Source organism: Pseudomonas sp. TMB3-21 (genome assembly GCF_054898145.1).
The window spans coordinates 4931986-4958854 of sequence record NZ_CM142718.1 but is presented as its reverse complement, the minus strand read 5'-3'; the positions used below and the strand labels follow the sequence as shown (position 1 = coordinate 4958854).

At 59.3% G+C, this 26869-nt stretch carries 27 protein-coding genes; 9 read left to right on the top strand and 18 right to left on the bottom strand.

Annotation, left to right across the window (positions count from 1 at the left end; genetic code table 11):
* Positions 1-90 precede the first annotated feature (90 nt).
* From ACYZTS_RS22500 to antA, 8 genes are all read right to left on the bottom strand, one after another.
* Positions 91-777, bottom strand: coding sequence for an ABC transporter ATP-binding protein (locus tag ACYZTS_RS22500; protein WP_028624009.1), 687 nt, complete (start codon positions 775-777; stop codon positions 91-93).
* Positions 770-1519, bottom strand: a complete 750-nt coding sequence (locus ACYZTS_RS22495) for an ABC transporter ATP-binding protein (protein WP_461992166.1) — start codon at positions 1517-1519, stop codon at positions 770-772. Before ACYZTS_RS22495 ends, ACYZTS_RS22500 begins: the two co-directional genes overlap by 8 nt.
* Positions 1516-2538 carry a branched-chain amino acid ABC transporter permease gene (locus ACYZTS_RS22490; protein ID WP_461992164.1) on the bottom strand — a complete coding sequence of 341 codons (1023 nt, stop codon included), beginning with the start codon at positions 2536-2538 and terminating at the stop codon, positions 1516-1518. Before ACYZTS_RS22490 ends, ACYZTS_RS22495 begins: the two co-directional genes overlap by 4 nt.
* Positions 2539-2548: 10 nt before the next feature.
* The gene (locus ACYZTS_RS22485) at positions 2549-3460 is read right to left on the bottom strand and encodes a branched-chain amino acid ABC transporter permease (RefSeq protein ID WP_461992162.1); all 912 of its coding nucleotides are present in this window, start codon (positions 3458-3460) and stop codon (positions 2549-2551) included.
* A gap of 150 nt (positions 3461-3610) precedes the next feature.
* A complete protein-coding gene (locus tag ACYZTS_RS22480; protein WP_461992160.1) occupies positions 3611-4771 on the bottom strand; it encodes an ABC transporter substrate-binding protein in 1161 nt (386 codons plus the stop codon).
* Positions 4772-4878: 107 nt separating this feature from the next.
* On the bottom strand, positions 4879-5904 hold the full coding sequence (antC, locus tag ACYZTS_RS22475) for an anthranilate 1,2-dioxygenase electron transfer component AntC (RefSeq protein ID WP_461992158.1): 1026 nt from the start codon (positions 5902-5904) through the stop codon (positions 4879-4881).
* A gap of 18 nt (positions 5905-5922) precedes the next feature.
* Positions 5923-6414 carry an anthranilate 1,2-dioxygenase small subunit gene (gene antB / locus ACYZTS_RS22470; RefSeq protein WP_028623061.1) on the bottom strand — a complete coding sequence of 164 codons (492 nt, stop codon included), beginning with the start codon at positions 6412-6414 and terminating at the stop codon, positions 5923-5925.
* A gap of 2 nt (positions 6415-6416) precedes the next feature.
* Positions 6417-7820 carry an anthranilate 1,2-dioxygenase large subunit gene (gene antA, locus ACYZTS_RS22465; RefSeq protein WP_461992156.1) on the bottom strand — a complete coding sequence of 468 codons (1404 nt, stop codon included), beginning with the start codon at positions 7818-7820 and terminating at the stop codon, positions 6417-6419.
* Positions 7821-8230: 410 nt separating this feature from the next.
* Between antA and ACYZTS_RS22460 the strand changes: the two genes are divergently transcribed.
* The 3 genes from ACYZTS_RS22460 to ACYZTS_RS22450 all read left to right on the top strand — a co-directional run bounded on the left by ACYZTS_RS22460 (position 8231) and on the right by ACYZTS_RS22450 (position 11887).
* Positions 8231-9487: an OprD family porin gene (locus ACYZTS_RS22460; RefSeq protein WP_461992154.1), complete on the top strand. Its 1257-nt coding sequence runs from the start codon at positions 8231-8233 to the stop codon at positions 9485-9487.
* Between the two features lie 363 nt (positions 9488-9850).
* Positions 9851-10864, top strand: a complete 1014-nt coding sequence (locus ACYZTS_RS22455) for an AraC family transcriptional regulator (RefSeq protein WP_177326971.1) — start codon at positions 9851-9853, stop codon at positions 10862-10864.
* A 3-nt stretch (positions 10865-10867) separates the two neighbouring features.
* Entirely contained in the window at positions 10868-11887 is a 1020-nt protein-coding gene (locus tag ACYZTS_RS22450; protein WP_461992152.1) for an AraC family transcriptional regulator, read from the top strand.
* Positions 11888-12082: 195 nt separating this feature from the next.
* Here ACYZTS_RS22450 and ACYZTS_RS22445 read toward each other — a convergent pair whose 3' ends face one another.
* The 7 genes from ACYZTS_RS22445 to ACYZTS_RS22415 form a co-directional block, all read right to left on the bottom strand.
* The gene (locus ACYZTS_RS22445; RefSeq protein ID WP_461992150.1) at positions 12083-13318 is read right to left on the bottom strand and encodes a dienelactone hydrolase family protein; all 1236 of its coding nucleotides are present in this window, start codon (positions 13316-13318) and stop codon (positions 12083-12085) included.
* Positions 13319-13386: 68 nt separating this feature from the next.
* Positions 13387-14199 (bottom strand): SDR family oxidoreductase, encoded by an 813-nt coding sequence (locus ACYZTS_RS22440; protein WP_461992148.1) that lies wholly within the window; start codon positions 14197-14199, stop codon positions 13387-13389.
* A complete protein-coding gene (locus ACYZTS_RS22435; protein ID WP_028623068.1) occupies positions 14196-14789 on the bottom strand; it encodes a cysteine hydrolase family protein in 594 nt (197 codons plus the stop codon). The genes ACYZTS_RS22440 and ACYZTS_RS22435 overlap by 4 nt, the downstream gene beginning before the upstream one ends.
* Positions 14789-15322, bottom strand: coding sequence for an aromatic-ring-hydroxylating dioxygenase subunit beta (locus tag ACYZTS_RS22430; RefSeq protein WP_461992146.1), 534 nt, complete (start codon positions 15320-15322; stop codon positions 14789-14791). Before ACYZTS_RS22430 ends, ACYZTS_RS22435 begins: the two co-directional genes overlap by 1 nt.
* Positions 15312-16643: an aromatic ring-hydroxylating dioxygenase subunit alpha gene (locus tag ACYZTS_RS22425; RefSeq protein WP_461992145.1), complete on the bottom strand. Its 1332-nt coding sequence runs from the start codon at positions 16641-16643 to the stop codon at positions 15312-15314. The genes ACYZTS_RS22430 and ACYZTS_RS22425 overlap by 11 nt, the downstream gene beginning before the upstream one ends.
* Positions 16644-16693: 50 nt before the next feature.
* Positions 16694-17638: a PDR/VanB family oxidoreductase gene (locus tag ACYZTS_RS22420; RefSeq protein WP_461992143.1), complete on the bottom strand. Its 945-nt coding sequence runs from the start codon at positions 17636-17638 to the stop codon at positions 16694-16696.
* Positions 17639-17766: 128 nt separating this feature from the next.
* Complete coding sequence (locus ACYZTS_RS22415) at positions 17767-18426, bottom strand: TetR/AcrR family transcriptional regulator (RefSeq protein WP_028623072.1); 660 nt, start codon at positions 18424-18426, stop codon at positions 17767-17769.
* A gap of 112 nt (positions 18427-18538) precedes the next feature.
* Between ACYZTS_RS22415 and ACYZTS_RS22410 the strand changes: the two genes are divergently transcribed.
* The 5 genes from ACYZTS_RS22410 to ACYZTS_RS22390 all read left to right on the top strand — a co-directional run bounded on the left by ACYZTS_RS22410 (position 18539) and on the right by ACYZTS_RS22390 (position 21438).
* Positions 18539-19744, top strand: a complete 1206-nt coding sequence (locus ACYZTS_RS22410; RefSeq protein WP_028623073.1) for an MFS transporter — start codon at positions 18539-18541, stop codon at positions 19742-19744.
* A gap of 139 nt (positions 19745-19883) precedes the next feature.
* Positions 19884-20027 carry a hypothetical protein gene (locus ACYZTS_RS22405; protein WP_177326972.1) on the top strand — a complete coding sequence of 48 codons (144 nt, stop codon included), beginning with the start codon at positions 19884-19886 and terminating at the stop codon, positions 20025-20027.
* Positions 20028-20175: 148 nt separating this feature from the next.
* Entirely contained in the window at positions 20176-20394 is a 219-nt protein-coding gene (locus ACYZTS_RS22400; protein WP_028623074.1) for a hypothetical protein, read from the top strand.
* A 259-nt stretch (positions 20395-20653) separates the two neighbouring features.
* On the top strand, positions 20654-20851 hold the full coding sequence (locus ACYZTS_RS22395; protein WP_028623075.1) for a hypothetical protein: 198 nt from the start codon (positions 20654-20656) through the stop codon (positions 20849-20851).
* Between the two features lie 125 nt (positions 20852-20976).
* Complete coding sequence (locus ACYZTS_RS22390; RefSeq protein WP_028623076.1) at positions 20977-21438, top strand: GNAT family N-acetyltransferase; 462 nt, start codon at positions 20977-20979, stop codon at positions 21436-21438.
* A gap of 30 nt (positions 21439-21468) precedes the next feature.
* On the opposite strand, the gene ACYZTS_RS22385 is transcribed toward ACYZTS_RS22390, so the two are convergent.
* From ACYZTS_RS22385 to ACYZTS_RS22375, 3 genes are all read right to left on the bottom strand, one after another.
* Positions 21469-21714 carry a hypothetical protein gene (locus tag ACYZTS_RS22385; protein WP_081832512.1) on the bottom strand — a complete coding sequence of 82 codons (246 nt, stop codon included), beginning with the start codon at positions 21712-21714 and terminating at the stop codon, positions 21469-21471.
* Between the two features lie 211 nt (positions 21715-21925).
* Positions 21926-22963 (bottom strand): AraC family transcriptional regulator, encoded by a 1038-nt coding sequence (locus tag ACYZTS_RS22380; RefSeq protein WP_461992138.1) that lies wholly within the window; start codon positions 22961-22963, stop codon positions 21926-21928.
* 9 nt (positions 22964-22972) lie between these two features.
* Positions 22973-23887: a GGDEF domain-containing protein gene (locus ACYZTS_RS22375; protein ID WP_461992136.1), complete on the bottom strand. Its 915-nt coding sequence runs from the start codon at positions 23885-23887 to the stop codon at positions 22973-22975.
* Between the two features lie 431 nt (positions 23888-24318).
* Here ACYZTS_RS22375 and ACYZTS_RS22370 point away from each other — a divergent pair, with 431 nt between their 5' ends.
* Entirely contained in the window at positions 24319-26847 is a 2529-nt protein-coding gene (locus ACYZTS_RS22370) for a TonB-dependent receptor (protein WP_461992134.1), read from the top strand.
* The last annotated feature ends 22 nt before the right edge of the window (positions 26848-26869 follow it).

Below are 26869 nucleotides of genomic sequence, written 5' to 3'. Positions count from 1 at the left end.
GAGCAGGCTCGCTCCCACGGGGGAAAACGTCAACTCGCGGTACAAGCACAATCAACGGAAGCCGTCACCACAGCAAGGGACTTGTAACAGTCACACCCCCAAATACCGCCGAGACAACTCCGGCGTATCACTGAGCTGCCCCGGCGTCCCACTCCACACCTGCCGCCCCTTCTCAATGATGTGGTGACAATCCACCACGCGCGCCATCTCTTTCAAATTCTTGTCGATCACCAGAATCGTCTCGCCTTCAGCTTTCAAACTCGCCAGACAACTCCAGATCGTTTCACGAATGATCGGCGCCAGCCCTTCTGTGGCCTCATCGAGAATCAACAACTGCGGGTTGGTCAGCAGCGCTCGGGCAACCACCATCATCTGCTGCTCGCCACCGGAAAGCGTCTTCGACAACTGATCCTGGCGCTCCTGTAAACGTGGGAACAGCGCGTAGATCCGCGGCAGATCCCACTTGCCCCGGGTCGCCGTCGCCAGCAGATTCTCCCGCACACTCAGACTGCCAAATCCGCGGCGGCCCTCAGGGACCAATCCCAACCCAGCCTGGGCGATGCGATAGGGCGGGGCGCCACGCATCTCCCGACCGTGAATCAGAATGCTGCCCGCGGTCGGTTTGAGCAGCCCCATGATCGACTTCACCGTCGTGGTCTTGCCCATGCCGTTGCGTCCGATCAGCGACACCACCTGACCCTGTTCGATCTTCAGGTGCATGTCGAACAGCACCTGGCTCAGGCCGTAACCGGCCTGCAATCCACTGACCTCAAGCATGTTCTTCTCCCAGGTAGGCGGCGCGTACTTGCGGGTCGTTGCGAATCTGTTCGACGCTGCCGGTCAGGATGGTCTGGCCGTACACCAGCACGGTAATGCGGTCCGCCAGGGCGAACACCGCGTCCATGTCGTGCTCCACCAGCAGGATCGCGTAGCGACCCTTGAGTTCGAGCAACAACTGCGTCATCCGTGCCGACTCCTCAGCGCCCATGCCTGCCATCGGTTCGTCGAGCAACAACACCGAGGCCTCTTGAGCCAGGGCCAGGGCAATTTCCAGCTGGCGCCGTTCACCGTGGGACAACTCACTGACCAGCGCCTGCCCACGTGAATCTAGCCCCACGCGTTGCAGATAATCTGCTGCCGGCGCCAACAGACGAGCGTCACTGCCCAGCGGCTTCCACATGCCAAATGTCTGGCCATCCCGGGCAGCGATTGCCACGGCAATGTTTTCCAGCAGGGTAAATTCCGGATACAGCTGGCTGACCTGAAAGGCGCGCGCCAGGCCGAGGCGAGGGCGCTGGTGGGCGGGCACGTCGGTGATGTCCTGACCGCTGAGAAAGATCCGCCCCTTGTCCGGACGAATCTCCCCGGCGATCTGCGAAATCAGCGTGGATTTGCCAGCGCCATTGGGGCCGATGATCGCGTGCAGTTCCCCCGGTGCAATATCGAAGCTTGCACCGTTGGTGGCCTTCACCGCACCAAAGGATTTTTCCAACGCCTGGATCGACAGTTGCGGATTCATGGGCGCACCTCGCTGACAATGGCGGACGTGGTTGGCGTCACGGAAGTCTTGCGCCGTTGCGGCCACGGGCTGAGCAGCAGGCCGTACAGGCCTTTTTTGCCGAACAGCACCACCACCAGCAACAACGGACCGAAGATCAGTAGCCAGTGCTCGGTCCACAGGCTCAACACCTGCTCCAGTCCCAGGTACACCGCCGCGCCAAGTACCGGACCGAGCAGAGTGCCAACGCCCCCCAGAATGACCATTGCCATCAACTCGCCGGACTTGTGCCAAGCGCCCATGTCCGGGCTGACAAACATCGCATAGTTGGCCCACAAGATACCGGCCAGGCCACCGCCGACCCCGGCAATGACGAAGGCCGTGAGCCGATAGCGCAGCGGATGCAGACCCAGGCTGACGCTGCGCCGTTCGCTCTGCTTGAGGCCGCGCAGCACGTAGCCGAAGCGCGAGTTCACCAGTCGCCGGCAGAACAGCAGCCAGGCCACCAGCAACCCCAGGCACAGGTAGTAAAACTGCACCGGGTTGTCCAGATCCAGACCCGGCAGCGTATTGCGCTCGCTGAGCAGGATGCCGTCGTCGCCGCCGTACAACGACAGCGAACTGAGGAGGAAATACAGCATCTGGCCGAACGCCAACGTGATCATGATGAACTGCACACCGCTGGTACGCAGCGAGAGATAGCCGACCACCAGGGCGAACAGCGCGCAAACCAACAGCGACAGCGGCCAGACGATCAGCGCACTGCTGGAGCCGTCCCAGCCCCACAACGGCATGGCCTGCGAGGTGTGGAAACCGATGACGCCGACCACGTAGCCGCCCAGACCAAAGAACGCCGCATGACCGAAGCTTATCATCGCGCCATAGCCGATCAGCAGGTCCAGGCTGGCCGCGGCCATGCCGTAGATCGCCAGGCGGGTGAACAGGCTGATGAGGAAGGGTTCGTGCAACAGTGACGCAAGCAGCGGCAGAAGGGCGAACGTCGCCAGGCAGAGCAGATCGATAAGGACTCGACGGGACATGTAGTTTTCCTCAGGCGCGGGCGGGCAACAGGCCGCGTGGACGGACCAGCAGGACGACGGCCATGACGATGTAGGCACTGGCGGAAATAAGCCCGCCACTCAAGGTGCCGCTGACTTCGGCAGGCAACAGTTGGTCGAGCAATTGCGGGATGTACGCTCGCCCGAGGCCGTCGACCATGCCAATCAACAAGGCACCGGCGAGGGCGCCGCGCACTGAGCCGACACCGCCGACGACGATCACGACAAACGTGGTGATCAGGACCTTTTCGCCCATGCCGATTTCCACCGACAGCAGCGGGGCGGCCATGAAACCGGCGAGTCCGCAGAGCACACAGCCGAAGACAAACACCAGGGTGTAGAGGCGAGCGATGTTCACGCCCAAGGCACCCACCATCTCGTGATCGTCGGCGCCGGCACGTATCAGCATTCCCAGGCGGGTATGGTTGATCAGCAGCCACATCGCAACCGCCACCAATGCCCCGGCAGCGATGAACAGCAGGCGGCTGACCGGGTACATCAACCCTGGCAATACTTCGACGAAGGTGCCGTACCACTCGGGTGTCGGCATGGCCGGCGGGCTGCGACCGAACAGCACGGTGATCAACTCGTTGGTGAAAAACACCACGGCCAGGGTGGCTAGCACCTGGTCGAGGTGATCGCGGGTGTAGAGACGGCGCATGATGCTGGTTTCAATCAGCAGCCCGTACAGTGCAGAGCCCATCACCGCCGCCAGCCCGGCAAGCCAGAACGAACCGCTGAGCGAAGCGGTGTAGGCGGCGCAGAACGCCCCGACCATGTAGAAAGCGCCATGGGCCAGATTGATGACGCCCATGATGCCGAAAATCAACGTCAGGCCCGAGGCGAGCAAAAACAGCAAGGCGCTGTACTGCAGGCCGTTCAGAATTTGTTCAAGTAACAGCATGCTGGGAATCCTGTGAAAAGTGCCGGAAATGTGCGCAGTCCCGCGGCGAGGGAGCTCGCTCCCGCTGGGGCGCGAAGCGGCCCCCGCTCTTTATTTTCAAAAGAGCGGGCTGCTGCGCAGTCCCGCGGTGGCAATCTCCCTCGCCACAGGTCACAGGGCGCATTCGGCGGCGAAGCTGTCCACTTGCGATTTGGCGATCGTCTGCACCGGCACCTGAATCAGCTTGCCGTTGGCATCGGCTTCTACGCGCAGCAAGTACCAGTCGATGACCGCATGCTGGTTTTTGCCGAAAGCGAAATCGCCACGGATCGAGTCGAACTTGACGTTGCGCAGTGCGTGTCGAAAGGCTTCGGGATCTTTCATGTTGCCGCCCACACTCTTCAGTGCTGCACCGATCAGACGCGCCGTGTCATAGGTCTGAGCGGCATAGACCGTTGGCACGCGCTTGTATTTTTCGCTGAAGGCTTTGACGAATGCCTGGTTGGCCGGGTTGTTCGATCCAGGGTTCCACAAGGTCACGATGTTCATGCCTTTGGCGACATCGCCGGTGGCGGCGAGCATGCGTTCGTCCATGGAGAACACAGGCACTACCATCGGGATCGTTTTGCTCAGGCCCGAGCTGCCGTATTGCTTGGCGAAGTTGATGCCAGCACCACCGGGGTGGAACTCGAAAATTGCATCCGGCGCCAGTGAACGCACGCGTGCCAGTTCGACCGAGAAATCCAGTTGGTTGAGCTTGGTGTAGATCTCGGTGACCTCACCTTTGTACGTGCGCTTGAAGCCTTCCAGCGCATCGCGTCCGCCCTGGTAGTTGGGTGCCAGGATGACCATCTTTTTGTAGCCCAGCTCGTTGGCCGCGACGCCGGCCATTTCATGGATCGTGTCGTTCTGGTACGAGGCCACGAAGTAGTTGGGCTTGCACTGCTTGCCGGCCAGGCTCGAAGGGCCGGTGTTGTTGCTGATGTAGAAGCCGTCCTTGGTCGCCGTGTTGACCACCGCCGCCAGCACATTGGAAAAGATCACCCCGGTGTACAGCGAAATGCCGTCCAGGCTCATCCGGTCGATGATCTGCTTGGCGCGGGCCGGTTGCAGTCCGTCGTCCTCGACCAGCAGGCTTACGGGCACACCGCCGAGCTTGCCGTCCTCCTGATCGATGGCCAGTTGGAAGCCATCGCGTGAGTCTTCGCCCAGATAACCGGCAGGGGTAGAGAGGGTGGTGATAAAGCCGATGCGCACCGGGTCCTGGGCTTGAGCCAGCAGACTGGCCACGCAGCTGGCCGCCAGCAATGTACCCACGAGTAGTTTTTTCATAGTGCCGCCTTTAATGAAGTCCGCATCGCGCGAGACGTAGTTGTTAGTGGAGGGCAGTAAAAAATGTGCGGGTGCCTGGAAATTTGTATTGGCTGTGGGTTCCAGTGTCAGGTGTTGCTCTCGGTAAATTTCTCGTAGTACAGGCGCGTCTGGTCCAGGCCCTGGTCAGCCAGCCATTGCTTGATCGACTCGACCATCGGCGGTGGCCCGCACAGGTACATGTCCATGTCCTGGTCGCGAAAATCGGCGGGGTTGAAGTGCTCGGTGATGTAACCGCGCTTGCCGCTCCAGTCCGGGGCCGGATCGCTGATGACCGGGGTGAAGCGAAACCCGGGAATGCGCTCGGCGTAGGCGGCGATGCGCGTGGTTTCGCAAAGGTCTGCAGCGTTGCGCACGCCGTAGTACAGATGCACCGGGTGTCCGCAACCACCCCGCTCCGCGAGTTCATCGAGCATGCCCAGGAACGCCGAGAGCCCGGTGCCGCCAGCCACAAACACTAACGGCTTGTCGACATGGCGCAGGTAAAAGGCGCCGAGGGGCGCTTCGAGCATGATCTCGTCGCCAATCAGGCTGCGCTCGCGGATGTAATTACTCATCAGGCCATCGGGCAGCAGGCGGATCAGAAACTGCAGCTGGTTACTGCTATTGGGACGATTGGCAAACGAGTAGGAGCGCTTGCCGTTTGTGCCCGGCACTTGCAACCTGGCGTACTGGCCGGGCAGGAAGTCCAGTTGCTGGCCATCGGCACCGGCATCCAGGTGCAGGATGGCGGTGTTCGGCGACACCTGCTCGACTGCCCGCACAATGCCCTTGAGCCGCTCCGGCCCGGCGGCATTGCACAGGGTCGAAGCGAAGTCGAAGTAGAACGCCGCGTCGGACTGCACCCGGGTCTGGCAGGTGAGCATTTTGCGTTGGCGCATGTCATCGGCCGACAGTGCTTCATCGTCGACGTAGTCCTGGCTGTACTGGCCCGACTCACAGCGACCCTGGCAAGTGCCGCAAACCCCTTCGCGGCAATCGAGTGGGATATTGATGCCGTTGCGCAGCGCCGCATCGAGCAGGATTTCATTGTTCTGGATCGGGAAAAACAGGGTTTTCCCGTCGGCGAAACTGAACGCGACCTTGTGACTCATAATCCAGATTTCCGCCGGTCAGAGATGATAGAAATCGAGCACCGAATTGATGGTGTCGTTAAGCAAAAGCGCATGCTTGCGGGTGATCTTCCAGCTGTCGCCATCGGGCCGCAGGTGATAGGTAGCGCGACCGAAAAATTCTTCGGCGGTTTGCAGGCGGTAGTAGAGGGTGTGCCAGTTGACCCGCACCTCCAGCTCATCGTTGTCCAGCGGCGCAATCCGCACATTGCTGATCAGGTGCAGGGTGCGTGGCATCGGGATGGTCGATGCGGCCTTGCCGGTGCGGATGCGGAACACCCGGTCCTCAAGGCCGCCACGGTTGGGGTAGTAAATCAGCGACATGCTTTTTTTCGGGTCGGTGGTGTAGACGTGCTCCGAGTCCCATTGCGGCAAATGGAATTCGCTGTCGTCGCTGAACATCGACACGTACGTGTCCCAATCCTGGGCGTCGCAGGCTTCAGCGTTGCGATAAAAAAATTGCTCGATGCGGTACTGCAGTTGCGAATTCATGTTCACACCTCACGCAATTTCAACGGTTGCTCTTCAGCGGCCATGCGCGCCAGACCTTCGAGCATGAAGCGCTGCCAGTTGCCATGCTGATTGACGTAGAGGCCCTCATGGGTGAACTCGGTGCCGGTCAGCGCCGGTGAGATGCCGATGGTTTCGCTGTTGGGCGTTGCGCCCTCGACCCACTTGCCGGTGCCGCGGGAAATGTCGCTCCAGCGCTCCAGGCGTGCCTGGAAACCGCGCTGTGCTTCGCGAAATTCCACCAGGTCGTCGGGGGTGCCCATGCCGGACACGTTGAAGAAGTCTTCGAACTGACGAATGCGGTTTTCCCGATCGGCATCCGACTCGCCCACCACGCCGAGGCAAAAGCTGTTGATCTCGGTTTTGTTCCAGGCGATCGGGCGGATAATGCGCAGCTGCGAACTGATCTGGTCGAGGAAGAACATGCTCGGGTAGATGTTCAGGTTGCGCAGCCGGTGCATCATCCATTCGGCTTTGCCCTGGCCGTGCTCTTCGAGCAGGCGCGGCATGATCGTCGCGTAACCGGGACGCACCGCCGGGTTGGGCATGTCGCTGAACAGCAGGCTGTGACCGTTGTGGAAGGCGAACCAGCCGTCGTCGGTTTCCTTGTCGCCCGCGCCGAGCTTGCTGTAGTCCAGCGTGTCGGCGCCGACCAGGCCTTTCTCGCTGTTGACCTGCTGGCGATGCTGCACGGTAGCCACGTAGTTGTAATGCACGGTGCTGACGTGATAACCGTCCAGGCCGTTTTCGTTCTGCAGTTTCCAGTTGCCGTCATAGGTGTAAGCGGACTTGCCCGGCAGCACTTCGAGTTCACCGGTGGGCGATTGCGCGACCATCATGTCGAAGAACACCTTGGCATCGCCGAGGAAGTCCTCAAGGCTGTCGCTGCCATCGACGTTGAGGCTGATGAAGACAAAACCCTTGTAGCTTTCGATGCGGGCTTTTTTCAGGCTGCGGGTGGCTTTGTCGAAACCCTCCGGATACTCGCCAGGCGCTTTGACCTTGACCAGCCGGCCGTCACTTTTGTAGCACCATGCGTGGAACGGGCAGGTGAAGGTCGATTGGTTGCCCTTGCCGACGCGGGTCAGGGTGGTGCCGCGGTGTTGGCAGGCGTTGATCAGCGCATTGAGTTGACCGTCGCCGTCGCGGGTGATGATCATCGGCTGGCGCCCGGCGCGCATAGTCATGAAATCATGCTTGTTGGCGATTTCGCTTTCGTGGCAAGCATAGATCCAGTTTTTTTCGAAGATCAGTTGCATTTCCAGATCAAACAAATCCGGCTCGGTAAACATATCCCGGGCAATTCGGAAAATACCTTCTGCCGGACGGAAGTCCAGGCAACCCTCGATAAAGCTTTTCCACTGTTCTACGCTTTTTGCACTGCTCATTAATCGATACCTCGTTGCATCGGGCTAATTCGTGCATTCAACAAGTTGTTCGTGTCTGCATTAAATAAGTTGCCCGCGTCGGGGTCTATCCGCTTTGTCGGCAAACACAGTCCATAAAATTGGCCGGCGGGCCCTGGCCCAGTTATAGCTGGTCAGCAGCAGCACGGCGGATGAGGGGAATTGATATTTCGAAGTAAACGGATATGAGTCTCGAATTAACAGGATAGAGACTCTGGTGACAATGCTGCCTAATCATTCGCGATGCGTGCTGGCTGTCTTGCCGAACGATATCAATCATAACGACTCATGCTGAATATTTTAATAAAGAAACAACTGCCAACTATTGGAGCGATCACTTTGGTCGCGCCGTTACTTGATGTGTTCGCACATTGAATAAGAGGGGATAAGTTATGTTTCAAGCGAGTTGGTTTACCCGTTGCATGCAGACGGCCAGCCTGGCCGGAATAATTACGCCAATGATGGCCCAGGCGGATTTCGTTGAGGACAGCCATTTGGCGCTGGGCTTGCGCAACTTTTATATCGATCGCGACTTCAAGGGCGAAAACCCGAAGAACTCCCGCGTCGGCAGCTGGACCCAAGGCTTCGACCTGCGCTTCATCTCGGGCTACACCGAAGGGCCGCTGCAGTTTGGTCTGGATGCTTCGATGCAATACGCCTACCGGCTCGACGGCGGTGGTGGCAGGGGGCCTGACAGCATCATTCCCTATAGCGTCAGCAAGCAAGAACAGGCCACCGATTACGGCCGCGGCGGCTACACCGCCAAGGTGCGCTATTCCAAAACCGAATTGAAATACGGTGAACATCGGCCAACACTGCCGGTGGCCTACACCGACGACTCGCGGCAACTGGTCACCACGTATCATGGCACCCTGATCGAGTCCAAAGAGGTGGACAAGCTGACGCTGACGGGCGGGCGCTTCACCGAAATCAGCGGTCGCGAATCCTCCAACAGCGAAAAAATGTATTTGTTCAACGGCCCTGACGTGCAGCGCCGCAGCGACGGGCTGAACTTCGGCGGTGCCAGCTACGCGTTCACGCCGACGCTGACCGGGACCTATTTCTACGGTCAGTTGGAAGACATCTATCGCCAGCATTATCTGGGTGCAACCTACCTGGCAGATCTGGGCGGCGGTTACGCTCTGAAATCCGATTTGCGCTATTTCAATAACAAGGAAGATGGCGACGCGCTGTACGGTCGCATTGATAACCGCTCCTACGGCGCCATGACCACCGTGCGCAAAGGTGCACACTCCTTTGGTCTGGGTTATCAGCGGATGCTCGGCGACAGCACGTTCCCAACCCTCAATGGTTACGCGCCGCAGCCATACCTGGTTAACTGGTCCGCCATCGCCTTCGTCAAGCCCAACGAAAAATCCTGGCAGGCGCGCTATGACTTCGATTTCGCGGGTGTGGGTGTGCCGGGTTTGAAGCTGATGACGCGGTACATGCGCGGCACTGACATCGATCGCGGCGCGCTCAGCGACAACAGCGAATCGGAGCGCAATATCTACCTGTCCTACGTGGTTCAGGAAGGCCCGCTGAAGAACCTTGGCGTCGAATTGCGCAACATCAACGTCAAGTTCCGACACGGTAATGACTTCGACGAAAACCGCCTTATCACCACCTACACCTGGAAATTCTGGTAAGCGATCAGCACCACCCGAACAAGATTTCGGGCTTCGGCGCTTTAACAATTCCAGGGGGTAACACCTGCCTGCTCATCTGGGCAGGTAATACCCAACCACGCCTGGTGTTTAGCGCATGGCTATTGTGCCGCCCCGTGGGCGTCTGCTCTTTTTTGCAGCGCCATGCCTGTGTTTACGGCGTAAGAAGGGCTTTCAGGGGCATGGGCGGTCCTGGCGATGCGCTGTCCCTATCCGATTATTCGGTGAATGTTATCCGTATATTTCGACCGGGCCTCGGAGCCAGGCACGCGGCATGAAGATTGCTCTTTCATAGAGAGGCGTGCCGTTAGAGCGCGTTCATAAAACAGCCGTGGGTGCCCCGTGATGAGTACAAGTCCTGATGTACATGTTCGTGACATTCGTATTGATCGTTATGACCTTAATGGTGCGCGGCAGTGGATGGCCGGGATCTGTGGGCCGCATCTGCTCAAGACCAGCCAGCCCAACCGCATTCAGTTCCATCACAGTGGCAATGTACTCAAATCCATGTCCACTACGTTGGGGGTAATCGAGTACGGCACTGACGTCACGGTCGGCATCGAAGACGCCGAACACCTGAGCAGCTACAGCCTCAGTCTGCCCCTCGTCGGTGAACAGCACCTGAGCAAGAGCGACTGCCAGGTAACGTCTGATCGGGACTGCGCAATCATCGTGTCGCCTCACGAAAACCAGGAACTGACGATCAACGGTGATTGCCGCAAGATCCAGGTCGTCATCACCCGTGCGGCCATGCGCAAATCCCTTGAAGACATGTTGCAGCGACCCTTGGAAACCCCCTTGCGTTTCGAACCGATGATGGACGCCGTCAACGGTTCCTCCGCCTCCTGGTGGCGCATGGCGCGCTACTTTATCGGCGAACTGGAGCGCAGCCGCGAGCTGTATGACCAGACGTTTTTCACCCGCGACATCGAGAGTTCGCTGATCAAGGGGTTGATCCTCGCCCAGCCGAATAACTACTCCGAAGAGTTGCGCGATGTGCTCGGCGTCAAGTTGCCGCACTACCTGATTCGAGCCAAGCAGTACATCCTCGAAAATGCCCGCGAACCGCTGCACCTGGAAGACATCGAGGCAATTTCCGGTGTGTCGCGGTTCAAGCTGTTCGAAGGTTTCAAAAAATACTTCGGCATGTCGCCGATGGCGTATCTGAAGAAGCACCGGCTGGGTGCTGTGCGCCAGGAAATTCTCGAGGACAAGTCGGCGCGCAATATTTCGGCGATCGCCATGGGGTGGGGATTCAGCCACTTGGGACGGTTCTCCAGCGAGTATCGCAAGCTCTTCGATGAAACCCCGAGCACTACCGTGCAACGTAACGAAGCTCGCCGAAACCGGTCGCTTTGAGCCATGGCCGGGCTATCGGTTCTCCCACTGCCTGGCGCTGGCACGGGGCTTGATCTGTCGAGGTTGTGCCAGACACCGGTTTTCACCAGCCGCTCGCGGCAAGAAAGTCATCGGCTGCTCGCCCGTGAGTTGGTCGAACACGATCTGAGTTGGCGCAGCGGCAATGTCGACACGGCGTTTTTCCGTGCTGAAGTTGGCCGTTGCCAATTGTTTGTCCTGCGTTACGGCGCCGAGGTTGAGGTACGGCCAAGGCCCTTTACCGATTTCGTCCTGATGCAGATGCCGTTGCGCGGACGGGCGAGTATCGAGTGCGATGGGTTGGCGTTGGAGCTGGAGGCGGGCCAGGTGGCCGTGCTTTCGCCTAATCGACAGGCGCGACTGATCTGGCACAGTGGCTGCGAACAGTTGCTGCTCAAGGTGCCGCGCTCATTGTTGAGGCTGATGCAGGAAAGGCTGGTGGACGACGGCGGGCTGGCCGCCAATTTCAGCTTGCCGCCCGCTTACCGGCTCGACACCGGTCAGGCGCGTGGCTGGTTGCGCCTGGTCGATGATTTGCTTGAGCAACTGGGCGCCAGCGCAAGTGAGCCGGTGCATGCGCACTGGCTGCGACATCTGGAGGAAAGCCTGCCGCTGTTCCTGCTGACCCATCCACCGAAAGTCGACGGATCACCGATGGCGGCCGTTGAGTCGCCGGCACAGCGTCAGGCCTTGCGGCAGTTGCATAAGATCGAAGACTTGATGCGCGGTCGTCTGGGTGACGCACTATCCCTGGGCGAACTGGCAGCTGCGGCGGGGATGAGCGAACGCAGCCTCAACACCCTGTGCCAGCGCTGTTACGGACAAACGCCCATGGAGCGGTTGCGCAACCTGCGGCTTGAGGCGGTGCGTGATCGTTTGCTGGGTCGTTGCGACGTGAGCATTACCGAAGTCGCTCTGGAGCATGGCTTTGGCCATCTCGGTCGTTTTGCCCGTTACTACCGTGAGCGATTTGGCGAACTCCCGCATCAGACCGCGACTCGATAATCACCGTGAGGGTGCCTGCGAGCCTTCTCGTTGTGGGTACACATTCCCTGTAGGAGCGAGCCTGCTCGCGATCGCGGTGTGTCAGTCGAGATGATGCTGGCTGACATGACCTCATCGCGAGCAGGCTCGCTCCCACAATGGATTTGCGTAAATCTGTGGGAGCAGAGTTGTGCCATTGCCAGGGCGCGCGAGCATCTAGCGCTCGGCGCTGTCCGCCCAGTTGCCCATTAGCGTGTTGGACGGCCGTAGTTCGTCGAGCAATTTCTTCGCTGTTTCAATACCGGCCACGGGCAACCCGGTGGGGTCGAGCAGGCCGATCTGCACCAGAACGCTGGCCTGGTCCCAATAAATGTGTTCGTGACACAGCTTGTCGCCACGGAATTTGATGACCCCGAGCATCGGAATTTCAACGTACTTACCCGTCGGCGCAACATCAGGCAGCATCCAGTCGATTTCACTGGTATGGGTGAAACACATCACGAATTCGTCGACGATTTGCGAAGCGCCAACCGTGCGAGAAATGGGCACCAGCTTCATGTCCGGTGGATTGGCATGGACAAAATGGTTCTGGTAGAAGCGGCTCAACTCGCGGTAGCCGACGCCACCCGTCATGGTCGGGATGTGATTGACGTAAGGTTCGGCCACCATGGTCGCCATGGTCGCCGGGACATCGCGAACGGCAAACTCGTATTCGATGTGCTTTTCCCACAGCTCGGACAGGTTGTAGTTCGGGCCGATGGCCTGCTTGAGCGCCGCGATGCTGCGTTGATGGGCCATCAACGCGGCTGGCTTGTTGTAGTGCATGCCACCGTTGCGGGCGAAGGCATGGTCGACGTCGGGGTAGGTGTAAATCTCGACGTTGTTGCGGCCGCCCAGGCGCTGACTGATCTGCAGACGGGCATTGGCATCGCAGTAGCCATCCTGTTCAGCGAAGTGCAGCACCAGGCGACCTTTGATGTTGTCGGCTTCGTCGAGCAACTGTTCAATGCCCATGCCGTAATAGCCCACTGAACAGGCGGCGTCGGTTCGGGTTGCCGTCAGGTAGGCCAGCTTGCCGCCCATGCAGAAACCCACATAGCCGAAACCGACGTCCTCGACTTCGGGCAAATCGCTGAGGGCCTTGAAACTGGCATCGATGTCATCGACAGCCTTGTCCACGTCCATGCGTTGAAACAACTCGATGGCACGGGCGAAGTCGGCTTCGGTGTAGCCCAGTTCTACGCCCGGTTCCAGTCGCCAGAACAGGTCCGGCACGAGGGCTACATAGCCTTCCTCGGCGTAAAAATCGGCCACTTCGCGCATGTTGGCGTTGATGCCGAAAATTTCCTGGCCGATTACCACGCCGGGGCCTTTGCCGCTGGCGGGTAGCGCCAGATAACCGGTGAAGCTGCCGCTGCCGTCGCTGGCTTTTACGGTGATCATCTTGCCCATGGTGTTACCTCGTTATCGACTCATCATCAGGTTTTATTGGCGTTGTTCAATGGGAGCTGTCGAGCGATTCAGGCCGGGTCACGCAAACGCTCGAACCACACGCGGGGCGAGAGGCCCTGATCGGGGCCGAGGATCGAGAAACCGCCGTCCACCGGAATGTCCACCCCGGTAATCCAGGACGCGCCATGGCTGCACAGAAAGGCGACAACCTGGCCAATCTCCTCGCCGCGCCCGACGCGTCCAAGCGGGTGAAAGGTCGCCCCTACACGGTCGGCCACTGCAAGGTCGCCGCCGCTCAGGTTCGCCACTGACGGCGACCAGGTCCAGGCTGGCGAGACGCTGATGACCCGGATCGAAGCCGGTGCCAGGCTCACTGCAAGGTTTCGCGTCAGCTGCAGCAATCCGGCTTTGGACGCCGGGTACAGGGCTCGCCCAGCCGCGCCGAACTTGCCGCCGGTGCTTCCGATGTTGATCACCGTGCCGCCTTCATTCATATGTGGCGTGGCTCTCTGTACGAAAATGGCCGCCGACACCAGATTGATGTTGAGGGTGTTCAACCATTGCTCGCGGTCTGACTGTAGCCCCTGATCGTCGTAGACACAGGCGTTGTTGACCAGAATGTCGAGACGACCGAAAGCGGCCAGCGTTGCGTCGATGCAGTCATCGATATCCTCGTCCAGTTCGACATTGCAGACGATAAAGCGACAGCGCTCACCCAGCTCACTGGCCAGCGCCGCCCCGGCATCACGATTGCGGCCGACCAGCATGACGCTGGCGCCGGCGTTTAACAGTTGGCGAGCAATGTCAGTACCCAGACCCTGGGTGCTGCCCGTGACAATCGCCACCTGACCTTGCAGGTTGGCGGTAGGAATGGACTTCATGGCATTGACTCCAGGGTGCTTGCGACATCCGTGACAGTGGCGATCAACCGCATGCTGTCCAGCGCCGCCAGATGAGTCGCGGGGCGCGCGGCGGCGCAGGCGTCGGCGAGCACCGTGACCTCGAAACCGCAATCGACGGCATGCCGTACCGTGCTTTCCACCACCGAGTGGGTGGCGACGCCGGCGATCAGCAACTGTCGCGTTTCGAGCTGACGCAACAGGGTGTCCAGCGGTGTGCCATAAAAAGCGTTGATGCGGGTATGAGTGACGACGAACTCGTGCGGACCTTCCAGCGGTTGCAACTCGGCATGGAACTGCGCGCCCCAAGTGCCTTCCTGAACGGCGCCGCTGGCCGCGACGGCACGCAGGATCGGCGCGTTCTGTATCAGGTCGGCATAGTCCGGGCGGTACGCCACGCGCACATGAATGATCGGCCAGCCCCGTGCGCGGGCACCTTGCTGCAGCCTGATGGCGGCGTCCAGCACGGCCTCCCGTGCCGGATCATCGGCTGCGAGCCCGACCCGGATGCGCCCGTCAGGGTGCAAGACGTCGTTCTGATAATGCAGGGCCAATACGGTCGGGCGCCCCATCAGACAAAGACCTCAAGGTTGGCGAACACATCGTTGCAGTTGATAAGGTCAACCCGCTTGAGCTGGATTTTCCAGCCGCCGCTGTCCTGACTGGCCAGTTTGTAGGTGTAGCGCCCGGCCAGCTGGCGTTGTTCAAGACGCCATTCGCTCACCTGGAACGTCGCGCTCACCACCAGCAGCCCTTGGCTGTCGAGCCCTTCGACCATCACGTTGCCCACCAGATGAGCCGTGCGGGTCTGTGGTTGCTGCGACCAGTTGCGTACGTTCTCTAGCCGGCGGATGCGCACTTCGCGCAGCATCCGGTTTTCCCAGAACAGTGAGATGTGCTCGAAAGGGTCGGCCTGCCCGTGCAGGTGCGGCACCCAATACATGCCCGCATCGGTAAACAGTTGATCCCATTCCCAGAATCGTCGCTCATCCAGCAGGCGTGCTTCGCGATAGAGGAACTGCTCGATCTCGCGCAAAGTTTCGTTGGGTACCTGGGCCGGGATCAGGGCGTGAGTCGAGACGTCGAAGGTACGATCAAGCAGCATGAGTGCTCTCCTTGGCGATCAGGGTGGCGGTCATATAGTGCTTCCAGGCGGCGAACTGGTTGCGCATCGGCAGCTCGCTGGTGCCATTGGTCGAGACCGCGCCATCAGGCAGCAAGCGGTCGGTGCCGGCATAACGATGCATGCTGATCCATTCACCGCCACGGGTCATGTTGCCCTCCTGACAGCGGGCATAGACTTCGACGTCGTCGGGCATGACGTTGGAGGAGGGCGAGTTGATGACGTTGGCGTACGTCAGCGCCCGGTCAAAGACAGCATCCGGAGCGCCTTTGCAGCGGAACGTCTGGATTTCCACCAGGGTGCGGTCAACGGCCATCGGCCGGATTACCCGGAACTGCATGAACACGGTGTGGGGCGAGCCGCTGCCGTAGATCACGGTGTTGTGGCGATTCATCCCCATGATGCCTCGGGCACGTTCTTCGCCATAGGCATCGCTCAGGCATTCGAAGTGGGCCTTGGACACGTCGTCGCGCTCGGCGGCTGCCGGGTCAAAGATCGCTTCCATGTAACCATGCCCATTGTTGTAGGCGCGCAGTTCGAGCTTCTCCCAGAAATCATATGGCTCGCCGTTGCCGTCCATGATCAGCAGTTCGAATGGCATCTCTCCCAAGGATTCGGCCTCGCTGCGGGCCGCGTCCACTGAAGACTCATGGGTGACGCGAGCGTGCATGGTGTCGTGGAGGTTTTCGTAGAAGACTTTCCAGTTGGAACGCTGCGTGACCCGAAAAATACCGCCGGCCACTTCGACTTCACCCACTGGCGAGCGATCGCAGAGGTTGTCGATGGACGTGATCACGCCGCCGAGAAAGCTTTTCAGGTCGGGACCATGATCGATCTGACTGGCGAACACGAAGCCCCGATAGCTGTCGACCCGCGCCAGGCTCACCATTGAAAAGTCCGGGTGCCTTGGGTTGAAGCAGGTGCCTTCGAAGCCGTTTTTCAGAGGCGCCGAAAGGTGCTGGCCGTCCAGTTTGAAGGTCCATGCGTGGTAAGGGCAGCGGAAGAACTTGCCGACGTTGCCATCGCCTTCGGCCACCAGTTTGGCGCCTTTGTGCGGGCATCGGTTGTAGAGCACATTGACGTTTTTATCGGCACCTCGAACCAGAATCACATCCTGATCACCGATGCGTGTGGTGTGGTAGTCACCGCCGTTTTTGACCTGGCTTTCATGGCCGACATAGATCCATGCCTGACCATAAATTCGCTGCATTTCCAGATCAAACAGTTGAGGGTCGGTGTAGACGCTTTTGTGCACGCTGTCGTCGCGGATCAGTGCCGCGATCTGTTCGTTCGACGGGATCATGATGTCTCCTTTTAACCAGCCATAAAGAGGTGCGCGGTACAGCAACGCACTCACAAATCGAGCACCAGGCGAGCGCTGGAGGCGCGCGATACACAGGTGCAGAAGCTGCCGTCTGCCCGTTCGCGCTCCGACAGACAACTATCGCGGTGGTCAGCGGCGCCTTCGAGCACCTGCGCCACGCACACCCCACAGTCACCGCGACGGCAATCGAACATCGGGTCCAGATCGGCCTCTATCATTGCGTCCAGCACGCTTTTGCCCGCGGCCACCTGAAGCGTTATTCCACTGCTGCGCAGCTCTACTTCAAAACCGGCTTCGGTCTCGGTACCGAGGCTTCCGATGAACAATTCGCTGTGCAGTTGGTTGTCGTCCCAGCCCAGCGCGCGAGCGGTCTGCAGCACACTGCTGATCAAAGATTTTGGGCCGCACACATAAAGTTGACGTCCGCTGCCGGGCGATTCCAGCAGTCTGTTCAGGGGCATGCGCCGCGCCGGGTCGCCGCCGCTGATCCAGCATCGGGAGGTGCCGAGCGCCTGGACCTCTTCCAGATACGCCATGCGGTCTGCGTTGCGACCGGCATAGTGCAAAGTGAATGGCTGCTGACTGGCCGCGAGCGATCGGGCCATGCCAAGCATTGGGGTGATGCCTATACCTCCCGCGATCAGCAGGTAGTCACTGGCATTTGCCACCAACGGAAAATGGTTGTTGGGCGCACGTACGCTCAGTTGCTGCCCGACTTGCACCTCATGCATCCACCGCGAACCACCGCTGCTCTGGTCTTCCAGTTGCACCGCGATCTCGTAGTGAGGGTTGCCAGGCAGGCTGACCAACGAGTAAGCGCGCCACATGGGTTTTCGGCCTGGTATCTGCACTTCGATGTGCGCACCAGGGCTGAAGCCGGGCAGGGTTTGGTCGGCGTCAGCGACCAGGATCAGGCGACGAATTTGAGGCGTGAGCGGGTCTATCCGTTCGATACGCAAAGACAGGCTGGGCATGCACGATTCCTGAACGGGGCGAGCGCTGCTCGCCGTTGAAGTCGTACACACTGTAGAGAGGGGGGCAGGGGTGGAAAAAGCCGATACCGGCAAGTCGATAGCCGCATCTTGCGTAAATACGCAGATCCTCAGGAGTCTTCTGACTCACTTCGAACGTCCGGGTGATCGATCATCTCAACAGTGCGAAGGCTATCCCATACCCCCATCACCTGAGTCACCGCTGCATCCAGCGTGGCATGGGGAAGACCATCGCGCGCCAGTGTCGACAAGCCCAAGAGAAAACTGTCGAACACGGCGGCGAGCGTTTCCGGTACCACCGTTGAGGGCAATTCCCCATCAGCAATGGCGCGGTGAATACAGGCAACCATACCCTCGCGATTCTGGTTCCTCGCTTGTGTGAGCGGCTCGGAGATCGCCTTACTCTCTTCCGAGCACGCACTCATCAGACCTAACGCCACCAGACACCCACTGGGGTGATCGGGCTCGCACTGCATTTTCGCTGACCGGCGAAGGGTGAGCTCGATCGCCCCCCTGGGCGGCAAAGTCGTATCAAACAGACTGTCGGTGACCCGGCCGTGGGTGGTGAGGTAGCGCTCCATTACCTCATTGAACAGGGCCTGTTTCGAGCCAAAAGCGGCGTAAAAGCTAGGCGCCGTGATGCCCCCTCCGATTTTCGATTTGAGCTGGCTGAGCGATGTCGCTTCGTACCCATGTTCCCAAAACAAATGCAGAGCCTGAGTGATTGCCACATCACGGTCAAAGGTGCGCGGACGTCCCATCTGTGCCATGTCGTGTGTTCTCCAATATGATATTTAAATACTGATCGTTATATAAGTCGTTGACGACCTGCCTGCTCTTCTCTACATTCATACCGACCAGTATATAAGTGAGAGCGGTCGAATGGCTACAGATGAGCAACAGGGCGAAAAGCTTCCGATGGGTGCGCTTCTGGCGCTGGCGATGACAGGTTTTATCTGCATCGTGACTGAGACGTTACCTGCGGGTTTGCTGCCCATGATCGGCAGTGGCCTGGGGGTGTCGGCATCATTGGCGGGGCAGATGGTGACTGTCTACGCATTGGGGTCGCTGCTGGCAGCCATTCCACTGACGATCGCCACGCAAGGCTGGCGCCGCAGGACCGTATTGTTGCTGACGATTTTGGGGTTTCTGGTATTCAATTCGATCACGGCGCTGTCTTCTCAATATTGGCTGACTTTGATTGCGCGGTTTTTCGCCGGAGTGTCAGCGGGTCTGGCCTGGAGCCTCATCGCCGGTTATGCGCGACGCATGGTCGTCCCCCGATTGCAGGGCCGCGCGCTGGCGGTAGCGATGGTGGGTACACCCATCGCGTTGTCGCTGGGGGTACCTTTGGGAACCTGGCTGGGTGGATTCATGGGCTGGCGCATGGCTTTTGGATTGATGTCCGGACTCACCTTGGTACTGATCGCCTGGGTGCTGATCAAGGTGCCTGACTACCCTGGCCAATCTTCCTCCCAGCGCCTGGCGTTACGTCAGGTGTTTTTCACCCCCGGCGTACGCTCGGTGCTGGGCGTCGTCTTCACGTGGATGCTGGCTCACAACATTCTCTACACCTACATCGCGCCCTTCGTTGCCAAGGCTGGGCTGGCGAGTGACGTTGGTTTTGTATTGCTGGCATTTGGTGTCGCGGCGCTGGCGAGCATCTGGGTAACAGGACGGCTGGTTGATCGCCATTTGCGAAAGACAGTGTTGGCCAGCCTCGCCACCTTCGCAGCCGTTTCGGTTTTCTTCGGCTTTTTTTCCAGCTCAGCCTTGGCCATTTACGCCGGTGCTTTTATCTGGGGCCTGACCTTTGGGGGCGCCGCCACGCTTTTGCAAACCGCCCTTGCCGACGCAGCAGGCAAGGGCGCAGACGTTGCGCTTTCGATGAACGTCGTGGTCTGGAATGGCGCCATCGCCAGCGGTGGGCTACTGGGTGGCGTGTTGCTCGGCCATTGGGGAGTGGGTTCTTTTCCCTGGGTTTTATTAATGTTGTTACTTCTGAGTCTGGTGATTGCTTCACGCGCGCAGGTGCATGGTTTTACGCGAGGTGACAGGCAGTCCAGTCAAATGGTCGCTGGTCATTGATGTGAATGCGGCATCGCGCTGCATGTCAGGCGAAAATGATCCAGAGCCTGTAGTAAATGCAGGGTTCTGCGAAGGGCGCGGCGGCGCCGTTAACCGACAGATCCTATGGTTTAATGGGAGAATTCAAGGAGAAATTGATATGGAAAAGACGTTAAGAAATCCGCTGTTTCTTACAGGTCTACCATTGGCTGTTTGTGGTGTTGCTATCACTGCGCCAGGCTTGTGGATTCCAGGCTTGGCATTGATGCTATGTGGATGGGCCAAGAGCAGTAAAAAAGCGTGAAGTCATCGCAGGGATGATTAGTTCGATCGAGTGTGGCTCCACCATCAGCGCACGGCTGACGCTCGCAAATCTTTACTACCGTTCGTCGGCACCCGAGCACCAACAGACACTTAGAGAGTCGATCTAGTAGCCCAAAATGAAGGTTCCTATGCGATCTCTAATTCTCGATATGCCCAACGGCCGTGAGCTCGTTGATGAGCTGGATCTTGCGACTGAGCAGATGATGTCCATGCCGGTCGAACACATCGGCAGCGCTGAATGGCAGGCGGCCGCTTGCCGCCAGCAACAAGCCTTTAGAAAGTGGCGTGAATATCTTCATCGCATGGCTGACGGACGAGTGTGTATCGAGACGCTGAAAGTTGCCTGAAACCGAACCCAAACGTATTCCGGAGGGTATTGCCATGACTGACGAAAAAAAAGAAGAAAAGCCTGACGACGACACCCCGGCGCATTCCACCGAGGAAGAGCGCGAGCGTTTGAAGGATTTCAACAAGGGAGGCATTCCGCCGGGATCCTGCTGATAAAAAGCTCCAGTACACCGTTCGTCCATTCCACGGCACTCGCCATAAGCCATCCTCTCTCATGTGTACGCACGGACGTCCCGCGCATCAGATCGGAGAGTCAGCATGGATATTGATGAGAAGGCCCCTGGCAATGTGTCCCAGCAGCATGTAACGGTCGGTACCGACAACGAAACGGGCCATGATGCCAAGACCCATGAAGCCGAGAAGCAGCGGCCTGCTGATGAAGACGCAGAGCTAGAAGAAGATATGGCGGACGTGGATGCTGCTGATTCAGTTGCACCAGAGCATCCAGCCAACTGAAGACCAATCTACAATGAAAAGCCCGGCCATGACGCCGGGCTTTTTATTGCACGGACGGGTCACTGCAGACCGGCCCGCAGCGTTATTCCGGCTTATTCGGCCACTTCGACCCGCCAGGACTTGCCATGTGTGAACAACTCAATATTCGTACAGCCAGACCCGAAGACGAAGCCGCCGTCCGAGCCTGCGCCATACAGGCGTATTCCCAATACATCGAAGTGATCGGTCGAAAACCGGCGCCCATGCTGGCGGATTTCGCCGCGCAAATTTCCGCCGGTTACGTCTATGTATCCGCCAGCGAGCAAGAAACGTTGCAAGGCTTCGTCGTTTTCTACCCGCAGGCCAAGCACATGTTTCTGGAAAACGTCGCTGTAACTGACGCGGGACGCGGGAAGGGGATCGGTAAGTCACTCATAAACTTTTGCGAGACCCAAGCGATCAACCTGGGCCTGTTCAGCGTCCGTCTCTATACCAATGCAAAAATGACCGACAACCTCTCAATCTATCCGCGCCTGGGTTATTGCGAAGTCGAACGGCGATCGGAAGACGGATTTGATCGCGTCTACTTTGAAAAGCGCGTGGGCTGAGGCGCACGCTCAACCCACTTTCGAATACCGTCAGACTGCTTGTTGCTGGTGACTGATTACCTGGCCAGACCCTGGCATTTTCGCAACCAGCAAATGCGCATGTTCTTCCTGCGGGATATCGATGTAATGCAGCGTCGTTTGGGACTCTTCATCGGGCGTGTTGACTTCGAAGCTACCCACAATCTGGATCTTGCGCATGGATACCTCAATCGACTCCTCTGCCAGGGCTTTCGCCATTCTCGCGTGGTTCGCTGCGATTTCGCTAAGAGTTGACACGTTACATCTCCCGGTGACTGCCAGGCTTTCGCTGGAGTCGTTATGCGTTAATAAAAATAGCTGCCGTGTCAGAATTTCGACGTTCCCTGGCTGCTATGGACGGCCTGTGCAATCGTTAAGCCAGTCAGACCGGTCATATTCCGCCTGGGTTCCATAGGGCGACGAACGGCATTTCAAGCCACTTTGCGCTTACTTTTTTCCGGCTGATCGCTCATCCCGGGCTGAACAGCTGGCGAATCAAATTCGGCGTACTGCCGGTCCAGCGTTTGAACGACCTTCTGAAATTTGCTGCATCGGTGAACCTCAAATAGTCCGCCACCTGTTCATTGCTGAAACCCTTGACCTGATACAGGTACAACGCCACATGTTTGCGCACCAGATCCACTTGCTGCTGGAAACCGGTTCCGTGTTTGTGCAGTTTTCGCTTGAGGGTGGCGGGGCTCATGGAGAAGGCCGACGCCGCCAGCTCGAGGCTCGGCGCCTGGCGAATGTGGGTTTGCAGGTAACGATAAAGGCAATCGATAAAGCTCGATTCAAAGCCCAGCTGCCCAATCTGCAACTCTGCCTCCTGACGCGCGACCTGGCCGGCGGTGGCCGAGGCGCCGGGCCACGTATCGGCCAGATACTCCCGGGGGATTCGCACAAAGTCGAGCGGGCGCCGGAACTGGGTGTGCTCACCCAGGTGCACCCAATACTGTTCGACATAGCGCGGCTCGGCGTGGCTGAAACTGCATTCCCAAGGCAGGCGCTGACCGCTCAGTGCGCGACTCATGGCGATCAGCGAGGTCATGCTCGCTTCCAGCAGAAAGCGCCATTGTTCTGTCGCGCCGCAACTGTCCAGCCAATAGACGTAGGCGTGTTTCTCATCGAGCACCAGCCGTGGTGCTGTCAAAGGACTGAGCAGCGCCGGTTGCCGCACGAGCGTGTCGAGCGCCTGATGCAAATTCTGCGCATGGCGCAAGGCGTGACTGGCCGGGCCGTAATGACCCGGCAGCAAACGCTGGCCGAACAGGAAACTGCTGTCATCGGCATCCAGCAGGTGCCGACTGTTGCTGATCAGCCCGAGAAACTGCTGCGGGCTGAGGCGTGTCTGGCCGGCCAGGATGTCTTCATGGAACAGCCCGGTGCCGCGTAGCAGGCGATGACTGTCGATGTCGCGGGACAACGCCAGATCGATCAGGGTCGCCGGTTGGTAGTGGCCGGGAATGAAACGGCTGTCGGTTTCGTACCACGTCGTTTTGAGGGTCATGAGCGCGCCTCAGGCCGATCTGGCCAGCGGCTGTTTGGCCCGGGCCAGCGCCAGGTTGAGGCGTTTGAGCAATGCGTCCGGCGCCTCATTGAGCGCCATGACCACCGCCGTACTGGCGGACAACTGCACACGCTCGCCGTGTAGCCGGGTTTTGTGCGCCAGGCCCTGCACCGCATGCTGCAGCTCCAGCGCCTGCACGCGAGCCTGGGTTTCACCGGTATTGGGCAGCAGCACTACAAAACGGTCGCCGGCCAGTCGGCAGAGCAAATCCTGACGCCGCAGGTTGAGCAGCAGCAAATGACTGAGTGCTTGCAACACCGCGTCGCCTTCGGCATGCCCGAAAGACTGATTGATCGCGGTGAAGTTATCGACGTCCACCACGAGCAAGGACAGTGGCTGCTGCTGGCGCTGACTGTCCTCCAGGCTGGTGATCAATTGACGTTTCAGATAATCGGCGCCGCCCAACGGCGTGACTTTGTCGAACAGCCGATGTTCGCGAAAAAGTTTTTCGCGCTTTTCCATCTGCGCGCTGATCGCCAGTTGTTCGCGGTGCCAGTGATAAATGCCGATGGTCAGCAAAATCATGCCCACGGGCATGGGGCCGGATTCCAGCCAGTGGTCCCAGGTGATGCTGTCGGGCAGGCGGATGAATTCGTCGAGGCTGTCGATCCACCAGGAAAAGAAGATTCCGCTCAGGCCCATCGCCAGGTAATTGGTGACGCGTCCGGCGGGGCGGCTTTTCAGCACCAGGCCCAGCCATACCAGGGCCAGCAGCGCAGAACCGCCTTCGCCGATGATGTCGAGCCAGACCCATTCGCTGACGCTTTTCAGTTCGCCGCAGGCCAGGTGCAACAGTAATCCCGCGTTGGCCGCCAGCAACAGCACGGCGAGTTTCCAACGATGGGGTTTAAGCACTGAGAACATGGCCGCGGATCCTTTGATGTAGAGCGATGCGCGTCAGCACAGCAGATGTTTGTGACAGTGGGGTGACGGGGCAGGGAGGTCGAATCAGCTCACGGCGCAACGAATTTTTTTTGCCTGGTGAAACTGTGGCGAGGGGGTTTACCCCCGTTCGGTCGCGTAGCGGCCGCCATCAGATGCGCCGCGGGTTTGAAGGGGAGTGCTTCGCACTCCAACGGGGGTAAACCCCCTCGCCACAAAAATCCCCTCGCCAGAAAGTCAGCGCCCAGCTCAGGTCATTTCAGCTCATTTGCCCGCTTCAACCTACGCGAAACCCTGTTTTAAAGGCTTCGCGCCCATTGCCTGTCACAGAACGGTCATCCGCCAACCCTAGCTTGCCCTCCCAGTTGCCGGGTCACTTGCCTGGCGTTGGCGGATTTCTGGGGGAGACATTCATGTACAAGCGCAGCAGCAGCGCAGGTGTGGTCAGGTTCACGCTCACCGCATTGACCCTGGCGATTGTCAGTGAGCGTTTGAGCGCGGCCGACGCCGTTGCGAACACTGAGCATGTCCAAGTGGTCGGGCAAGCGGCGAGCATCGACCAGGCGCTCAAGGAGCAGCGCAGCTCCGACAGCATCAAAAGCGTGGTGCACGCGGATGGCATGGCCCAGTTGCCGGATGAAAACGTCGCCGAAGCGGTGCAGCGCCTGCCGGGTGTCAGCGTCGAGCGCGATCAGGGCGAAGGGCGTTTTGTCAGCGTTCGCGGGCTGGGACCGGACCTCAACAGCGTGACCATCAACGGCACGCTGGTGCCGTCGCCGGAGAGCGAGCGTCGCGCCGTCGCACTGGATGTATTGCCCTCGGAACTGGTGCAGTCGCTGTCGGTGATCAAAACCCTGACGCCCGACATGGACGCCAACTCGCTGGGCGGCACCGTGGACGTCAAAAGTCTCTCCGCATTCGATCACAAGGGCCTGTTCTACACCGGCAGCTCTGAGGCCAGTTACGACAAAAACACCCACCAGACCAGCCCGAAATTTTCCGGCGCGGCGAGCAACCGCTTCAGCCTTGGCGACGGCATCGACAACTTCGGCGTGGCCGCCGCGCTGAGCTGGCAGAAACGCGATTTCGGCTCCGACAACGTCGAAACCGGCGGCGCCTGGGACTTCGAGCAAGGTGCGCGACTGGAGGAATTCGAACAGCGCGATTACGACATCAGCCGCGAACGCGCCGGCGGCGGTTTGAACTTCGATTACAAACCCGATGACCTCAGCAGCTATTACCTGCGCACGCTCTACAGCCGCTACAAGGACAGCGAAACGCGCAACGCCGCCAGCTTCGAATTCGCCGATCCACAAGCCGCCGGCGAGGTGGGCGATGCTGAAGGTTCTCGCAATCTCAAACAACGCGAAGAGACTCAGGAGATTCAATCCTACGTACTCGGTGGCGAGCGCATGTTTGGTCTGTGGACGCTCAGCGGGCAGGCCGGCTACAGCCGTTCCAGCGAAGACAGCCCGGGGCATATCGCCGACGCTGCGTTCACCGGCATTGATGATTTTGCCGACAGCGGTTTTTACGACAACGACAAGCCGCGACCGATCGTAGGTCAGGCATTTTACAACCCGAGCAATTTCAGCCTCGACCAGGTTGACTGGGAAAAACAGAACACCACCGACACCGACAAAAACCTGCGCCTGGACCTGGCCCGCGACTACGACCTGAGCGGTTATGCCTCCCAGGTCAAATTCGGCGGCAAGGTCAGCCGGCGCAACAAGGACAACGACCTCGAAGCCTGGGCCTACGAAGACTTCGACGACCTGGGTTTCAGCGATGACCAGCTCAACCTGTCGGGTTTCCAGAAGGGCCGCCTCGATTATCGCCTCGGTCAGTTTGGTCCGGGCATCAGCGGCAGCGCCATCAAGCAACTGCTCGGTGGTCTGAATCGGGCGGATTTTTATGACGAAACCGAATCCCGGGTCAACGATTTCAAGATCAGCGAAGACATCAACGCCGGCTACCTGATGAACACTGTCGATATCGACGACTGGCGTTTCATTGCCGGTATGCGCTACGAGGGCACCGAGTTCGAGGCCAAAGGCACCGGCGCCACCGACGGCGAGTTTCAGGCGACCGACACCAAACGCCGTTATCACCATTGGCTGCCGGGCCTGCATGCGCGTTATCAGCTGGACAAAAACACCCAGGTCCGCGCCGCGTGGACCAAGTCCGTGGTGCGCCCGACCTTCGGCCAACTGGCGCCAGGTTTTGTCATCGACGATGACGAAGCCACCTTCGGCAACCCCGAGCTCAAGCCGCTGGAGTCGAGCAACCTTGACCTTGGCATCGAGCATTTCATGGGGCGCGCCGGCACGGTGTCGGCATTCGTCTTCTACAAGGACATCAAGAACTTCGTCTACAACACCGACCTCGCCGGCACCGGCGCCTGGGCCGATTTCGCCGAGGCGCACACATTCGCCAACGGTGACAGCGCCAAGCTGTATGGCCTGGAACTGGCGTATTCGCAAAAATTCGACTGGCTACCGGCGCCGTGGAATGGCGTGCTGATCGGCGCCAACACCACCTTCAGCCGCTCGGACGCCGAGATCGAAGGCTTCGACGCTGCCAGTGGCGTTAACCGCACACGCAGCATCGATCTGCCCAACCAGTCCGACACGGTCGGCAACCTGATGCTCGGTTGGGAAGACGACAAGCTGAGCCTGCGTCTGTCCGCCAATTACAAATCCGACTACCTCTATGAGCTGGCCTCGATCACCGACAAGGCCCACGACTCGCACGTCGATGCGCAGACCTTCGTCGATTTCAGCGCGCGTTACTCGCTGAGCAAAAACCTGCAAGTCAGCTTCGAGGCGCAGAACCTCACTGACGAGTCGTATTTCGTTTACACCGGCCACCGCTCCTACAACGGGCAATTCGAAGAATACGGCCCGACTTACAAGCTCGGCCTGACCTTCACTCACTTCTGATATTCCCGGGGCTGCGGCCTCA

Coding starts and splice junctions, on each gene's coding strand:
- ACYZTS_RS22405 (WP_177326972.1), top strand. CDS start 19,884: ATGGAAAAGACGTTAAGAAATCCGCTGTTTCTTACAGGTCTACCATTG.
- ACYZTS_RS22500 (WP_028624009.1), bottom strand. CDS start 777: ATGCTTGAGGTCAGTGGATTGCAGGCCGGTTACGGCCTGAGCCAGGTG.
- ACYZTS_RS22495 (WP_461992166.1), bottom strand. CDS start 1,519: ATGAATCCGCAACTGTCGATCCAGGCGTTGGAAAAATCCTTTGGTGCG.
- antC (WP_461992158.1), bottom strand. CDS start 5,904: ATGAGTCACAAGGTCGCGTTCAGTTTCGCCGACGGGAAAACCCTGTTT.
- antB (WP_028623061.1), bottom strand. CDS start 6,414: ATGAATTCGCAACTGCAGTACCGCATCGAGCAATTTTTTTATCGCAAC.
- ACYZTS_RS22455 (WP_177326971.1), top strand. CDS start 9,851: ATGAGTACAAGTCCTGATGTACATGTTCGTGACATTCGTATTGATCGT.
- ACYZTS_RS22400 (WP_028623074.1), top strand. CDS start 20,176: ATGCGATCTCTAATTCTCGATATGCCCAACGGCCGTGAGCTCGTTGAT.
- ACYZTS_RS22370 (WP_461992134.1), top strand. CDS start 24,319: ATGTACAAGCGCAGCAGCAGCGCAGGTGTGGTCAGGTTCACGCTCACC.
- ACYZTS_RS22410 (WP_028623073.1), top strand. CDS start 18,539: ATGGCTACAGATGAGCAACAGGGCGAAAAGCTTCCGATGGGTGCGCTT.
- ACYZTS_RS22485 (WP_461992162.1), bottom strand. CDS start 3,460: ATGCTGTTACTTGAACAAATTCTGAACGGCCTGCAGTACAGCGCCTTG.
- ACYZTS_RS22460 (WP_461992154.1), top strand. CDS start 8,231: ATGTTTCAAGCGAGTTGGTTTACCCGTTGCATGCAGACGGCCAGCCTG.
- ACYZTS_RS22430 (WP_461992146.1), bottom strand. CDS start 15,322: ATGCTGCTTGATCGTACCTTCGACGTCTCGACTCACGCCCTGATCCCG.
- ACYZTS_RS22435 (WP_028623068.1), bottom strand. CDS start 14,789: ATGGGGCGCCCGACCGTATTGGCCCTGCATTATCAGAACGACGTCTTG.
- ACYZTS_RS22420 (WP_461992143.1), bottom strand. CDS start 17,638: ATGCCCAGCCTGTCTTTGCGTATCGAACGGATAGACCCGCTCACGCCT.
- ACYZTS_RS22440 (WP_461992148.1), bottom strand. CDS start 14,199: ATGAAGTCCATTCCTACCGCCAACCTGCAAGGTCAGGTGGCGATTGTC.
- antA (WP_461992156.1), bottom strand. CDS start 7,820: ATGAGCAGTGCAAAAAGCGTAGAACAGTGGAAAAGCTTTATCGAGGGT.
- ACYZTS_RS22415 (WP_028623072.1), bottom strand. CDS start 18,426: ATGGCACAGATGGGACGTCCGCGCACCTTTGACCGTGATGTGGCAATC.
- ACYZTS_RS22445 (WP_461992150.1), bottom strand. CDS start 13,318: ATGGGCAAGATGATCACCGTAAAAGCCAGCGACGGCAGCGGCAGCTTC.
- ACYZTS_RS22490 (WP_461992164.1), bottom strand. CDS start 2,538: ATGTCCCGTCGAGTCCTTATCGATCTGCTCTGCCTGGCGACGTTCGCC.
- ACYZTS_RS22480 (WP_461992160.1), bottom strand. CDS start 4,771: ATGAAAAAACTACTCGTGGGTACATTGCTGGCGGCCAGCTGCGTGGCC.
- ACYZTS_RS22425 (WP_461992145.1), bottom strand. CDS start 16,643: ATGATCCCGTCGAACGAACAGATCGCGGCACTGATCCGCGACGACAGC.
- ACYZTS_RS22375 (WP_461992136.1), bottom strand. CDS start 23,887: ATGTTCTCAGTGCTTAAACCCCATCGTTGGAAACTCGCCGTGCTGTTG.
- ACYZTS_RS22380 (WP_461992138.1), bottom strand. CDS start 22,963: ATGACCCTCAAAACGACGTGGTACGAAACCGACAGCCGTTTCATTCCC.
- ACYZTS_RS22395 (WP_028623075.1), top strand. CDS start 20,654: ATGGATATTGATGAGAAGGCCCCTGGCAATGTGTCCCAGCAGCATGTA.
- ACYZTS_RS22450 (WP_461992152.1), top strand. CDS start 10,868: ATGGCCGGGCTATCGGTTCTCCCACTGCCTGGCGCTGGCACGGGGCTT.
- ACYZTS_RS22390 (WP_028623076.1), top strand. CDS start 20,977: ATGTGTGAACAACTCAATATTCGTACAGCCAGACCCGAAGACGAAGCC.